This is a genomic window from Mesorhizobium montanum (assembly GCF_033977145.1).
Lineage (GTDB): Bacteria > Pseudomonadota > Alphaproteobacteria > Rhizobiales > Rhizobiaceae > Mesorhizobium > Mesorhizobium montanum.
Window position 1 is genome coordinate 48,660 of record NZ_JAVIJF010000026.1, and the last position, 13,542, is coordinate 62,201.

Sequence of the window (13,542 nt, forward strand, 5' to 3'; positions counted from 1 at the left end):
AATTCCAGGAAAAGTGTGAAACGGTTTTCCGTCCGGAATTGCGTGAAAGCAAAGTAACTGAGCGACATGAATGCAATGACCAGAACCGTCCCCGCAACGATGGCCGCCATGCAGCTTACCGGCCATGGCGGCCTGGATAAGCTCGTCTACCGCACCGATGTGAAAGTACCCGCGCCGGCCGCCGGCGAGGTGCTGGTCAAGGTCAGCGCCTGCGGCATGAACAACACCGATGTCTGGGTACGCCAGGGCGCCTATGGCACGGAGGAAGACGCGGCCGCGGTCTCGAGCTGGCGCCGACAAGGTAACACGCTTGTTTTCCCGCGTATCCAGGGCACCGACACGGTGGGCACCATCGTCGCCGTTGGTGATGGCGTGTCTACGGATCGCATCGGCGAACGCGTCATGGTCGACTTCTCGATCTACAACCGCGACGACGATTCGCTGGCCGACATCGACTATATGGGCCACGGCCGCGACGGCGGCTATGCCGAATACCAAGCGCTGCCTGCCGAGAACGCGCATGTCGTCGATACCGACTTGAGCGATGTCGAGCTCGCCACCTTCTGCTGCGCCTACCTCACCGGCGAACAGATGCTGGAACGTGCGGCGCTAAAGTCCGGCGAGCGGGTGCTGGTCACCGGTGCGTCCGGCGGCGTCGGCTCGGGCATCGTCCAGTTGGCACGGGCGCGCGGCGCCATTCCCTATGCCGTCGTCGGCAAGGGCAAGGAGCAGGCCGTGCTCGATATCGGCGCCGAGCAGGTAATCACGCGCGGCGTCGCCGACCTGCTCAACGCCGTGAACGAGGCGACGGGCGGCCAGCCCATCGATGTGGTCGCCGATCTGGTGGGCGGCGTTATCTTCAACGACCTCTTACGCATCCTGCGGCCCGAGGGCCGCTACACCACGGCGGGAGCCATCGCCGGGCCGGTCGTTCAGCTCGATCTGCGCACCATGTATCTGAAGCAGCTCCAACTGCATGGCTCGAGCCAGGGCACGCGCGCGGACTTCCGCCGCATCGTGCGCTACATCGAGGAGAAGAAGATCCGGCCGGTGGTCGGTGGCGTCTACAAACTGTCGGATTTCCACCGCGCCCAGACCGACTTCATGGCCAAGGACTTCGTTGGCAAGCTGGTGGTCGTGCCGGACGCGATGTGGAGCGGCGGTATCGATTAGTCTCGGCTTGGCAGGCTCGCTGTCTGACGAGGGCACTCGACCCGGCTTCAGGCAGGGCCGCCGTGGCTCGGCGCAGCAGTGGCGTTCATGGAAGATTTCAGGCGCTCGAGCATAGGCTCCGTCAGCGGGGTGGATTTTCGTTCCGCAAGGTTGAAGAAGACCGTCTTGGCGGCCAATTTGGCCGCGAGCTCGCCGCCGTGGAGCCGGCGCATCTCGTAGTCCGTCTGGATGGACGTGCGGCCGACATTGCGGACCGCGCCGTAGATTCCCAAGATGACCCCGGACGCCACCTCGCCCACGAAGTCGATCTCGTGCCGGACGTCCGCCCACCCCCTGTCGGCCCATTCGGGCGTCGTCGGCGCCCAGCCGGTCGCCTGTCCCAGCAGGATGTTGATGGCGTCGTCGAAAAACGCGACGTAGAACCGCGTCGTCATGTGGCCCATCATGTCGCAATTCCAGGGCTGAACCACAGCTCTCGTCAGTAAGATCATTTTTGCTCCCGATAACTCGTCCGATGCGCCCCAACATCTAGCGGGGATTGGTTGTCTCTGTGGAGGGCATGATGCATGTCGCCCAAAAGTGCGCAGCGGTTTTGGGATAACGACATGCATCAAAACAAAGACTTAAAGCGCGTCGCCTGAATACGTTTCATCGCGACGCTTTAATCGATGGTCGGACCTCTGGCGGGTGGATTTTTTACAGCGACGGCAAGACGCTCCGGATGTGACTGGCAAACGCCTCTACGGCCGGCGATCTCGTCGTCTCGGCGAAGGCGATCAGAACGCCGAGCCGGGATAATCTCGGAAGCGGCGCGTTGAGGATGAACAGATCCGACGGGACGGCCCTCTGCGTCATCACGCTTATCGCAAGGCCGGAGCGCGCCACCGCTATCAGGCCGGTGAGGCTGTTGCTGGCATAGGATATCTTGTAGCGCAGTCCGGCGCGGGACATGGCATCGCAGGCCGCCTTGTGGTCCATGGCATTCGATGCCGGCAGGGCCAGCGGCACGGTCTCGCCGAACTCATGCAGCTCAAATGTCGGCTTGCTGCCGACCCAGACCATCGCTTCCGTGCGCACAACCTCCCTGGAGGCGCTCGCGTCCGGAATGGAGACGAGCGCCAGATCGACCTGGCGCGCATGCAGCAGATTGTGCAGTTCGACCGTCGGCGCCGAAACGACCTTGATCTCGATGTCCGGATAGAGGCTGCCGAAGCTTCTCAGCAGCGTTGGAAAGAAGGCGCTGAGGTAATCTTCGGGGCTGCCGAAGATGATCGAACCCCGCAGGCCTTTGCCGGAGAAAGCAGAAACCGCTTCATCATGGATTTTGAGGATGCGCTCGGCGTAGGCAAGGAAGCGCTCGCCGCTGCCGGTGAGGCGGACGCCGCTGCCGCTTCGGTGGAACAGGCTCTGGCCGCCGAGCGCTTCTTCGAGCCGCTGTATCTGCATCGTCACCGCCGATTGCGTGCGCCCGACCTGCACGGCCGTCGCGCTGAGCGTTCCCGAATGCGCCGCGCGGACGAAGGTCGCCAGCAATCTGAGATCGAGCGGTGCAGCCATATCAATTCCATTGATATCGGAACCCGATATCTATCAATTTTACTGCTGAAACGCCAGCCGCTAATCTTGAAACCTGCGTTTTTGGCGAGGCTGCGAGATGTCAAGAAACCTGGATAATGCCTTCTGGTCGGCGGCGCGAAAGCACCTCATCCGCTATGGCGGCGCGTTCGAGCCCGCCATCATCGAGCGAGCCGAAGGGTCGTTCGTCTACGACGCCGATTCCCGGCGCATACTCGACTTCACCTCCGGCCAGATGAGCGCACTGCTCGGGCACGGGCATCCAAGGATCGTCGCGACGGTGCGGCGCCAGGTCGAAACGGTCGCGCATCTCTTCAGCGGCATGCTCTCCCGTCCGGTCGTCGAGCTTGCCGAGCGCCTCGCCGCGCTCGCGCCCGGCCTCGACAGGGCGCTCCTGCTTTCGACAGGTGCCGAGTCGAACGAGGCGGCGATCCGGATGGCGAAGCTGGTGACCGGCAAGCACGAGATCGTCGCCTTCTCCAAAAGCTGGCACGGCATGACCGGAGTTGCCGCTGCCGCCACCTATAGCGCCGGCCGCAAGGGCTACGGGCCCGCCGCGGTCGGCTCGATCGCGATCCCGACGCCGAACAGTTTTCGTCCGCGCTTCAAGAAAGCCGACGGCTCGCTTGACTGGGCAGCCGAGCTCGATGACGCCTTCGCCCTGGTCGACAGCCAGTCGACCGGCAGCCTGGCGGCCTTCATCGCCGAGCCGATCCTGTCGAGCGGCGGCATGCTGGAACTGCCGCCGGGCTACCTCGCGGCGCTGAAGCAGAAATGCCGCGAACGCAGCATGCTGCTCATCCTGGACGAGGCGCAGACCGGCGTCGGCCGCACCGGCGACATGTTCGCCTTCCAGCGCGACGGCATCACGCCGGACATCCTTACTTTGTCGAAGACCATCGGCGCCGGCCTTCCGCTGGCCGCCGTCATGACGACGGCCGAGATCGAGGAAACCGCGCATGAGCGAGGCTTCCTGTTCTACACCACCCATGTCTCAGATCCGCTGCCGGCTGCCGTTGGCCTGACCGTGCTCGATGTCGTGGAAGAAGAGCACCTCGTCGAGCGCGCGCGCCATCTCGGGGACAAGCTTTTCGACGGCCTGTCCGGCCTGAAGCAGCGCTATGAATGCATCGGCGACGTGCGCGGCCGCGGCCTGATGCTGGGGGTCGAGATCGTCAAGAGCGGCCTGGGTCGTGAGCCCGATCACGAGCTCGGCGCAAAAATCGCAGCCGAGGCGTTCAGGCGCGGGCTGAGCATGAACATCGTCAAGCTTCCCGGCATGGGCGGCGTGTTCCGCATCGCGCCGCCGCTGACGATTTCCGAGCAAGAGCTCGACCTCGGATTGCGCACCATCTCCGACGCTATCGAAGCGGTGTTGTCCACCGGCGCCGGCCGCGTCGGCATGGCTGCCGAATGACGGGCAGGAGCCGATGAACCAAGCGAGCATGACCAGCCAGAACTCGGGCGACGTGCCGGACCAGGACGCGACGACCGGCACCATCCGCGTGCTTGTCGCCAAGCTGGGGTTGGACGGGCATGATCGTGGCGCCAAGGTGGTTGCGCGGATCCTGCGCGATGCCGGCATGGAAGTCGTCTACACCGGGCTCTACAAGTCGCCGAACGAAGTCGTGGCGGCGGCGGTCCAGGAGGACGTGGACGTCATCGGCGTCAGCCTGCTTTCCGGTTCCCATGTTCCGCTGTTTCGGGAGCTGGGGCGCTGCCTGCGCGAAGCGAAGGCCGATCACATCGTCGTCGTCGCCGGCGGGGTCATTCCCGAGCAGGACTATGCCGCTCTGTGGGACAGCGGCGTCGACGCGATCGTGCCGCAGGAGGCGCGGGCCGAACTGATCGTGACCACGATCAGGAACCTGATCGCCGCTCGCGGTCGCGTATGATCGTTTTCATGCCATCGAGGCCGGTGCGGCGCGCGCCATACAGGCCCTCGGCCGAACTGGTGCCCGAAATCCTCGCGGGCAACGTTGCGGCCATAGCCCGTATGATCACGCGCGCCGAGGCCGGTTACCCGGAAGCCGCGCCTGCCTTGGCCGAGATCTACAAGCACACCGGCAAGGCACATGTCGTCGGCATCACCGGCGTTCCGGGCGCGGGCAAGTCCACCCTGGTGTCTTCCCTCATCATGGCATTTGCATCGGAGGGGCATAAGGTCGGCGTTGTCGCCGTTGATCCGAGCAGCCCATTCTCCGGCGGCGCGATCCTCGGTGACAGGGTGCGCATGAGCGAGGCGGCCTCATCCTCCCAGGCCTTCGTCCGCAGCATGGCGACGCGCGGCCATCTCGGCGGCCTTGCCCGTTCGACGCTGCAGGCGGTCGACGTCCTCGATGCCGCCGGCTATTCGCCCATCATCATCGAGACCGTCGGCGTCGGCCAGGACGAGGTGGAAGTGGTGACGGCCGCGCACAGCATCGTCGTTCTGTCGGCGCCCGGGCTCGGCGACGACATACAGGCGATCAAGGCCGGCATCCTGGAGATCGCGGATATCCATGCGGTCAGCAAATCCGACAAGGCGGAGGCGGCGGCGACCGTTTCGGCCCTGCGTGGCATGATGACCCTCGGCTCGGAAAGGACGGGGTCGAAATGGACGCCGCCGGTGCTTCCGGTCAGCGCGGTCTCGGGCGAGCGGATCGGCGAGCTGAAGGATGCCATTTCCAGGCATTGGTCGCATCTGCGCGAAAGCGGCGAACTGGCCGAGCGGCAGCGGGGCATTTGCCGGACGCGGATCCTCGGCGCGGCCAGACATCTTTTCCAGAACAAATTCGATGAACGGGCCGACGGGATCGGCGAGCACATCCAGGCCGTCGTGAACAGGGACATGGACCCCGCCGGCGCGGCTTGCCTTCTGCTCGGCTGGGCGAACGAGGGGCGGGCGACGTGAACCTGTTTTGCGAAACCGCGATCGAGGACATTCGCGAAAAACAGGCTTCGTGGGAGGAAAAGGAACTCGCCGCTGCGCTCAGCAGCAGGCCGGAGGAAAAGCCGGCCTACGAGACGGAATGCGGCATTCCGCTGAAGCGCGTCTACACGGCCGCCGACGTCGCCGACATTCCGGCCGACGAGCTGGGTTTTCCCGGCGCTTATCCTTTTACGCGCGGCGCCTATCCGACGATGTATCGCGGCCGGCCCTGGACCATCAGGCAGGTCGCCGGCTTCGGCAACCCCGAGGCCACGAACCAGCGCTACAAATACATGATCCAGACCGGCCAGACCGGGCTCTCCACCGATTTCGACCTGCCGACGCTGCTCGGCCTGGACTCGGATGATCCGAGGGCGTTCGGCGAAGTCGGGCGCGTCGGCGTCGCCATCGACACGGTCGACGACGTCGACCGGTTGTTCGACGGCATCGATCTGGAAAAGATCTCGGTCTCGCTCACCATCAACCCGTCGGCCTGGGTGGTTTATGCCATGTATGTCGCCGTCGCGGAGAGGCGCGGCTACGACCTTCACAAGCTGGCGGGAACGCTGCAGGCCGATCCACTGAAGGAGTATGTCGCGCAGAAGGAGTGGATCTATCCGGTGCGCCCCGCGGTAAGGCTGCTGCGCGACCTCATCATGTACAGCGCCAAAGCGACGCCGAAGATCAATCCGATCAGCCTCAGCGGCTATCATCTCTCGGATGTCGGCGGCAACGCCCTCCAGGAGATCGCCTTCATCATGGCCTTCGCCATCGCCTATTGCGAGGAGGTTACCGGCGCCGGCATGGACATAGACGACTTCGCGCCCCGGCTGTCGTTCTTCTTCATCAGCCATCAGGATTTCTTCGAGCAGATCTGCAAGTTCAGGGCGGCAAGGCGGGTCTACGCCAAGATCATGGCGCAGCGCTTCAAGGCCCGAAAGCCGGAGTCCATGCGGCTGCGGGTGCATGTGCAGACCGCGGCGATGAGCCTGACCAAGGTCGAGCATCACAACAACCTCATGCGCACGGCCATCCAGGCGCTCGGCGCCGTTCTTGGCGGTTGCCAGAGCATGCACACCAACGGCCTCGACGAGGCCTTCGCCATCCCGACCGAAGAGGCCATGAAGCTGGCCATCCGCACCCAGCAGATTATCCGCGACGAGATCAACGTGACCTCCGTGATCGACCCGCTCGGCGGCTCCTATTTCATTGAGCGGCTCACCCGCGACATGGAGACCGAGATCTGGAAGCTGCTGGACGAAGTCGACGAGCGCGGCGGCGCCGTGAAACTGGTCGAGGAAGGCTGGTTCCAGCAGAAGCTCGCGGACTCCGCCTATGCGACATTCCGCAAGATCGATGCCGGGGAAAAGATATCGGTCGGCGTCAACCGCTATGCCGATGAGACCAGCCGCTCGGCCGAGGTGCACATCCATCCCTATGACGAGCAGTGCACGCAGCTGCAGATCGACCGCCTCAGCGCGGCGCGCGCAAGCCGTGACCACGCCCGGGTCCGGGAACTGCTCAAGGAACTCGCCGAACAGGCAGGATCCGACGAGACCAATCTTTTGCCCAAGACCATCGAAGCCGTGAAGGCGAAGGCGACGCTTGGCGAGATCTGCGCCGCGCTGCGCGAGGTCTGGGGCCCCTATGCCGAACCGATGATCGTTTGAGGAGGCCGCCATGACAGGGGACGCCAAGATGGGCGACACCAAGACGGGGGACACCAAGGCAGGCGCAGTCATTTCCAGGCACGACGGCGCTATCGCCTGGGTCAAGCTCAACCGCCCCGAACGGCTCAACGCCATGAACAGGCAGCTCGTCGACGATCTGTCCGAGGCGCTGGCGCGAGCCGAAGCGGACCCGTCGATCCGCGTCGTCATCCTGCACGGCGAAGGACGCGCCTTCTGCTCTGGCGACGACCTCAAGGACCTCGACTCCCAGACCTCGTCCGAGGCGGCGACCCAGGCCTGGGTGGACGCCATCCAGAACATCACCCTGCAGATCATGCAGTCACGCAAGATCGTGATCGCCGCGGTGCATGGCTGGTGCGTGGGCGGCGCGCTGGAATGGGCGGTGAACTGCGACTTCACCCTGTTCGCCGACAACGCGCGCTGGTTCTTCCCCGAAGTCACCTACGGGCTGTTCGTCACCGGCGGCGTCACCGCGCTGTTGACCAAGCAGGCCGGTCCGCAGGTCGCCAAGGAGCTGATGATCCTGGGCGAAAAGCATGACGCCAGGAAGGCGCTCGAGGTCGGCATCGCGTGGAAGCTTTTTCCCGAGGCGCAACTGCTGGACGAGGCGAGAAAACTCGCTTTGGCGATAGCGGAGCGTCCGCAAAGCGCGGTGGCCGACATCAAGCACGCCATCAACAACGGCTTCCACTCTTCGCTCGCCGATGCAATGGCGCTCGAGACCAGGGCCACGGTGAGCGGTTTCCTGTCTCCCGATGCGCAGGCACGGGCAAAGATTTTTTGATCCATGACCATGCTTGAAGTCGCCCCGTCCATCTACATCCCTGGCCAGCATGACGGCGATCTGGAGAACCGGGTGCTGCCGAAAATCCTGCTGCAGCAGGCCGAGCGCCTGGGCGGCAGCCCGTTCATCGATATCTGCGGACGTTCCGCCAGCTTCGAGGAGATGCAGATCGTTTCAGGGCGGCTGGCGCGGGGCCTGCGTGGCTTGAGCATCGGCAAGTCCGACCGCGTGGCGATGCTTCTGCCCAATTGTTTCGAACTGGTCGCCATGTGGTTCGCCGTATCGAGCCTCGGCGCGATCGAGGTGCCTGCCAATCCGGGCCTCAAGGGCGACCTGCTTTGTCACAACCTGAACAATTGCGGCGCCGAGGTCCTCGTCGCGGACGCCAATGCGCTTGACGAGATCGCCAGGGTTCAGGACCGCCTGCCGGATCTGCGCACCCTCATCCTGGTCGGCGTCGATCCGGGCGAAGCTCGGGCGGCCGGCATCAGGATCGGCCGGATCGTCGGCTTCGAGGAATGCATGGCTGGGCAGCCGGATTTCGACCTCGCCGGCATCCATTATTGCGACCCGATGGCGATCCTCTACACCTCGGGCACCACCGGTCCGGCCAAGGGCGCATTGATGTCCCATCATCACTGCTATTCCTGGGCGGCGGCGATGGCCCTCAATCTCGGCTACACCACCGGCGACAGCTATTTCTCGGCGTTGCCGCTGTTCCACACCGACGCGCAGATGTTCGGCGTCTACTTGCCGCTGATCTACGGAACCCGCGCGACGCTGGTCGACGGCTTCAGCGCGTCGCGGTTCTGGGATCAGGTGCGCGAAAGCCGCGCCACGGCGACGAACCTGCTCGGCGCCATGGCGGTCATCCTTTCGCGTCAGCCGCTGTCCGATGCCGACGGCGCCAATCCGGTGCGTATATGCCAGTGCATCCCCATGGTGCCGGACAAGGAAGCATTCGAGCGGCGCTTCGGCATGCGGCTCGTCACGGGCTACGGTCAGACGGAGACGGGTTTCGTCACCCTCGACACCGTGGGAGATACGAGAGCGGGCTCCTGCGGCCGGCCACATCCGGATTGGGAAGTCGCGATCGTGGATGAGAGGGATCGGCCCCTGCCGCACGGGTCCATCGGCGAGATCGTGTCGCGCCCGCGCAGGAACTGGAGCATGTTTTCCGGCTATTACCGGGCAGACGCCAAGACGGTGCGGACGCTCAGAAACCTCTGGTATCACTCCGGCGACGCCGGCTGCCTCGATGAGGACGGCTGGCTCTATTTCAAGCACCGTCTGAACGAGGCAATCCGGCGCCGGGGCGAGAACATCTCCGCCTACGAGGTCGAGACCGTCGCCGAGAAGCACCCCGACATCGTCGAAAGCGCCGCGTTCGGGATTCCCTCCGAATTCACCGAGGAAGACATCATGGTCGTGGCCCAGCGGCGGCCGGGTTCGACGCTGGAGGCGGCCGAGCTGCTTGCGCATTTCAGGGCATCGGCGCCGCGCCACATGGTGCCGCGCTACATCGAAATCACCGACACGCCGCTGCCGCGAACGCCGACGGAGAAGATCGCCAGGACCGCCCTGCGGCAGCAGGGTGTCGGCGCCGCCACATTCGATCGGGGCGAGCGCTAACAAGGTTGAACGCAGGCAAAAGGAGGACGGAGCCCACGCGATGCAGCGCCGGATGATCGCTCCCTGTTTCATGGACGACACGCTCGAATGCCTTCGCCGCCATAATGTCGAGGTGGGGCCCCTGTTGGCTCGCGTCGGGCTGCCGCCGGTGATTTCCGAGCCGATCTCGACCGAACAATATGGCGCGCTCTGGCATGCCGTTGCGCAGACCATGGACGACGAGTTCTTCGGCGAAGGCGCCCGGCCGATGCGGGCCGGCAGCTTCGCGCTGCTCTGCCAGGCGCTGCTTTCCACCGAGACGCTGGAGCATGCCCTGCGCAGGGGCTTGCGCTTCCTGCGCGCGGTGCTCGACGATCCGCATGGCGAACTGATCGCCAGGGACGGGCTCGCCGAAATCAGGTTGAGCGATTCCGGCCCGCTAAGGTCCGCTTTCGCCTACCGCACCTTCTGGATCATCGTCCATGGCGTGAATTGCTGGCTGGTGGGCCGGCGCCTTCCCATCCGCTGGGTGGATTTCAAGTGCGGCATCCCGTCGGCGGGTAGCGACTACCGGCTGTTTTTCGGCGCGCCGGTACGGTTCGATCAGCCCGAAAGCCGCCTTGTCTTCGATGCCGACTTCCTGAAGCTGCCGGTCATCCGCGACGCCTGCGCGTTGCGGGAATTCCTGCGCGGGGCTCCAGCCAATATTCTCGTGCGCTACCGCCATGACGACGGGCTCTCGGCGGCCATACGCGGACGCCTGCACACCACCGCGCCCGCGGCATGGCCGAGCTTCGAGAGGCTTGCGGCCGGCATGCGCATGCAGGCGCCGACCTTGCGTCGCAGGCTTCAGTCTGAAGGCCAGAGCTATCGCTCGATCAAGGACGAGATGCGCAGGGCACTCGCGATGGAGGCGCTGCTCAACGGCAGCCGCAGCGTCGCCGACCTTGCCGCCGACATAGGCTTTTCCGAGCCGAGCGCGTTCCATCGCGCATTCCACAAATGGACCGGCAAGAGCCCGGCCTTGTTCCGCCGCGAGGCGTCGTCCGACATCGATGCACGGGACAACGCGTCGGCGAACTAGCAAGGCAATCGGCGCATTCCAAAACATTGCAAAATCGATCACCAAATCTGGGTCCTACGGTCATCGTATGCCACTTGGCTTGCAGCCAATATGCCCTGAAAGCGCAGCCGCGCCGGGCTCGCGCATCGCATCGAAGCTTCAACCAGTGCCAACCACGAAAATGGGAGCCTAATATGAAGAAATATCTCTTGTCGGCGGTCGCAGCCGCCGCGCTTGTCGCCCTCGCGGGCAACGCGTGGGCGGACATCCTCATCGGTGTGGCCGGGCCGATAACCGGTCCGAACGCCGCCTTTGGCGCGCAGTTTCAGAAGGGAGCGGAACAGGCGGCCGCCGACATCAACGCGGCTGGCGGCGTGCTCGGCCAGAAGATCAAGATCGAGATCGGCGACGATGTCTCCGATCCCAAGCAAGGTATTTCGGTCGCCAACAAGTTCGTTGCGGACGGTGTGAAATATGTGATCGGCCACTTCAATTCGGGCGTGTCGATCCCGGCCTCGGAGGTCTATGCTGAAAACGGCGTGCTCGAGGTCTCGCCGGCATCGACCAATCCGCAATACACCGAGCGGGGCCTCTGGAACACGTTCCGTACCTGCGGTCGCGACGACCAGCAGGGCAAGGTGGCCGGCGACTATATCGCCGCGAATTTCAAGGACGCCAGGATCGCCATCGTCCATGACAAGACACCCTACGGTCAGGGCCTCGTCGATGTCGCCAGGAAGGACCTGAACGCCAACGGCATCACTGAAGTGATGTATGAAGGCATCAATGTCGGCGACAAGGACTTCTCAGCGCTCATCGCCAAGATGAAGGCGGCCGGCGTCGCGCTGATCTATTTCGGCGGTCTCCACACCGAGGCGGGCCTGATCATGCGCCAGTCGGCGGATCAGGGTCTGAAGGCGACGCTGTTCTCGGGCGACGGAATGGTCTCGAACGAGCTGGCCTCGATCGCAGGCGATTCGGTTATCGGCACCTTGAATACCTTCTCGCCGGACCCGCGGAAGAACCCCGCCGCCAAGGATATCGTCGAAAAGTTCCGCGCCTCGGGTTTCGAGCCGGAAGCCTACACGCTCTATTCCTACGCGGCGGTCCAGATCGTCGCTGCCGCTATCGACAAGACCGACTCGGCCGACGATGCGCAGAAGGTCGCCGCGACCGTCAAGGCAAGCGGCCCGTGGAAGACGGCGATCGGCGACATCGGCTATGACCAGAAAGGTGACATCACGCGTCCCGACTACATCATCTACGAATGGAAGAAGGGCACCGACGGCAAGCCGACTTACGCCGAGAAATAAATGCCGCCCAAGCAGCCACCGCGACAAAGAATCTGAGGTTTCGAATTTTCGCTGTCGCATGAGGAATTTCGGCACCATTGGTTTGGGGTGCATGGTCTCTAGTGCGGGCTCACCAGCGAGTGTTGCGCATCTCACGATATGTTCAGGTCCACACCGGCTACGGGCCGTTCCTGGAGAAACTGCGTGCCTTTCGCGGCTCGCCCGAGCCTTATGACGGCGTTGCGGACATCTGGTACGAGAGCCGGGAAGCCCTCGAGACGTTGGGGCACAATCCTGATGCGCGCGCTGCCAGCCGCAAACTGCCCGAAGATGAGCGACGGTTCATTGACTCAGCGCCGTCGCCAATTTGGATCGGCGAAGAGCGCAGCATCATTGCTGGACAACCCGGGATCACCAGGCTGTAACCCTTTTGACCCCATTCCTTCTAGGAGCTCAGACGATCCGGTGTCGTTCCGAAGTGCTGCCTTATTGCGTGATGTCCGCGGGGACTGAGCGACCTTCTAACAATTGTTCGTTGCCCCCGCATAGCAGACCGGCGAAATATCTACCGCCAGTCTGGAGAGTCGATGAGGCTGCCAGCCATTGATATGTCTACGATCCAGAAACGATTAGCGACCTAAGCGCCGTTCCGGCTTCAGCGCGAGGCCGACCACCATTTCCACCATCTGTTTCTTGAGTGCCTCCTGCCCGTCAGCAGCGAAAAGGTTCGTGCCGAAGATGCGCGAGAAGGTGGCGCGGTTGGAGACATTGAAAAAGCTCATTGCGCTGATGTGCCAGTGTAACTGAAGCGGCGTCACGTCGTCGCGAAACAGACCCGCCTCGCGGCCGCGTCGGCAGATTGCCTCCAGCTTTTGTATGGCGCCGGCATTCAGCAGACGGATCAGTTCGGATCGTTCCAGATAAGCCCCGTGATGGATGTTCTCGATCATGACGATCCGGATGAAGTCCGGGTGGCGGCTGTGGTGGTCGAAGGTGAATTCGGCGAGCAATTTCAAAGCCTCGACCGGCGGCAGGTGGTCGAGCTCCAGTTGCTGTTCGCCCGCCCGCACCTCTCGATAGGCTTCTTCCAGGACCCGGCCGTACAGCCCCTCCTTGTCGCCGAAATAATAGTAGATCATGCGCTTCGAGGTACTCGTCTTGGCTGAGATATCGTCGATGCGTGCCCCGGAGAGACCGTTGGCGGCAAACTCCGCCATCGCCACCGCAAGGATGTTGTTGCGGACGCCCGCGGGATCCTGCTTCCAGCCGCCGCTTCGTCCATTCGCCGGTTTGTCGTCCATGATCGATTGCCTCTCGGTCCGAACGGTTACATCGGAACGAGTCTTTAGCAAATTAACCGGATCGTACAACGTGATTGACGAAATTAACCAAATGGTACAAAGTGCAGACGGATATCGGGAGGAGCTTGCCGATCACTTGGC

13 protein-coding genes are annotated in these 13,542 nt (G+C 63.6%); 10 read left to right on the plus strand and 3 right to left on the minus strand.

All coding sequences use genetic code 11. The features are described 5' to 3' along the window. Positions 1–66: 66 nt before the first annotated feature. Positions 67–1,173 (plus strand): alcohol dehydrogenase family protein, encoded by a 1,107-nt coding sequence (locus RFM68_RS28475; protein ID WP_320236343.1) that lies wholly within the window; start codon positions 67–69, stop codon positions 1,171–1,173. 47 nt (positions 1,174–1,220) lie between these two features. Here the strand turns inward: RFM68_RS28475 and RFM68_RS28480 are convergent, their stop codons facing one another. Together RFM68_RS28480 and RFM68_RS28485 are read right to left on the minus strand one after the other, a co-directional pair. Continuing rightward, positions 1,221–1,784 carry an acyl-CoA thioesterase gene (locus RFM68_RS28480; RefSeq protein WP_320236344.1) on the minus strand — a complete coding sequence of 188 codons (564 nt, stop codon included), beginning with the start codon at positions 1,782–1,784 and terminating at the stop codon, positions 1,221–1,223. Positions 1,785–1,869: 85 nt separating this feature from the next. After that, positions 1,870–2,730, minus strand: a complete 861-nt coding sequence (locus tag RFM68_RS28485) for a LysR family transcriptional regulator (RefSeq protein ID WP_320236345.1) — start codon at positions 2,728–2,730, stop codon at positions 1,870–1,872. A gap of 97 nt (positions 2,731–2,827) precedes the next feature. Here RFM68_RS28485 and RFM68_RS28490 point away from each other — a divergent pair, with 97 nt between their 5' ends. From RFM68_RS28490 to RFM68_RS28530, 9 genes are all read left to right on the plus strand, one after another. Next, positions 2,828–4,165 (plus strand): aspartate aminotransferase family protein, encoded by a 1,338-nt coding sequence (locus tag RFM68_RS28490; RefSeq protein WP_320236346.1) that lies wholly within the window; start codon positions 2,828–2,830, stop codon positions 4,163–4,165. Positions 4,166–4,178: 13 nt separating this feature from the next. After that, positions 4,179–4,643, plus strand: a complete 465-nt coding sequence (locus RFM68_RS28495) for a cobalamin B12-binding domain-containing protein (protein WP_430694961.1) — start codon at positions 4,179–4,181, stop codon at positions 4,641–4,643. 8 nt (positions 4,644–4,651) lie between these two features. Next, positions 4,652–5,641 carry a methylmalonyl Co-A mutase-associated GTPase MeaB gene (gene meaB, locus RFM68_RS28500; RefSeq protein ID WP_320236347.1) on the plus strand — a complete coding sequence of 330 codons (990 nt, stop codon included), beginning with the start codon at positions 4,652–4,654 and terminating at the stop codon, positions 5,639–5,641. Next, positions 5,638–7,329 (plus strand): methylmalonyl-CoA mutase family protein, encoded by a 1,692-nt coding sequence (locus RFM68_RS28505; protein ID WP_320236348.1) that lies wholly within the window; start codon positions 5,638–5,640, stop codon positions 7,327–7,329. Before meaB ends, RFM68_RS28505 begins: the two co-directional genes overlap by 4 nt. A gap of 10 nt (positions 7,330–7,339) precedes the next feature. Further along, the gene (locus tag RFM68_RS28510) at positions 7,340–8,134 is read left to right on the plus strand and encodes an enoyl-CoA hydratase/isomerase family protein (RefSeq protein ID WP_320236349.1); all 795 of its coding nucleotides are present in this window, start codon (positions 7,340–7,342) and stop codon (positions 8,132–8,134) included. A gap of 3 nt (positions 8,135–8,137) precedes the next feature. Continuing rightward, entirely contained in the window at positions 8,138–9,766 is a 1,629-nt protein-coding gene (locus tag RFM68_RS28515) for an AMP-binding protein (protein WP_320236350.1), read from the plus strand. A gap of 40 nt (positions 9,767–9,806) precedes the next feature. Then, positions 9,807–10,829 carry an AraC family transcriptional regulator gene (locus tag RFM68_RS28520; protein ID WP_320236351.1) on the plus strand — a complete coding sequence of 341 codons (1,023 nt, stop codon included), beginning with the start codon at positions 9,807–9,809 and terminating at the stop codon, positions 10,827–10,829. A gap of 173 nt (positions 10,830–11,002) precedes the next feature. Next, the gene (locus tag RFM68_RS28525) at positions 11,003–12,121 is read left to right on the plus strand and encodes a branched-chain amino acid ABC transporter substrate-binding protein (protein WP_320236352.1); all 1,119 of its coding nucleotides are present in this window, start codon (positions 11,003–11,005) and stop codon (positions 12,119–12,121) included. 119 nt (positions 12,122–12,240) lie between these two features. Next, positions 12,241–12,525, plus strand: coding sequence for an EthD domain-containing protein (locus RFM68_RS28530; RefSeq protein WP_320236353.1), 285 nt, complete (start codon positions 12,241–12,243; stop codon positions 12,523–12,525). 204 nt (positions 12,526–12,729) lie between these two features. Here RFM68_RS28530 and RFM68_RS28535 read toward each other — a convergent pair whose 3' ends face one another. Then, complete coding sequence (locus RFM68_RS28535) at positions 12,730–13,401, minus strand: TetR/AcrR family transcriptional regulator (RefSeq protein ID WP_320236354.1); 672 nt, start codon at positions 13,399–13,401, stop codon at positions 12,730–12,732. Positions 13,402–13,542: the final 141 nt, after the last annotated feature.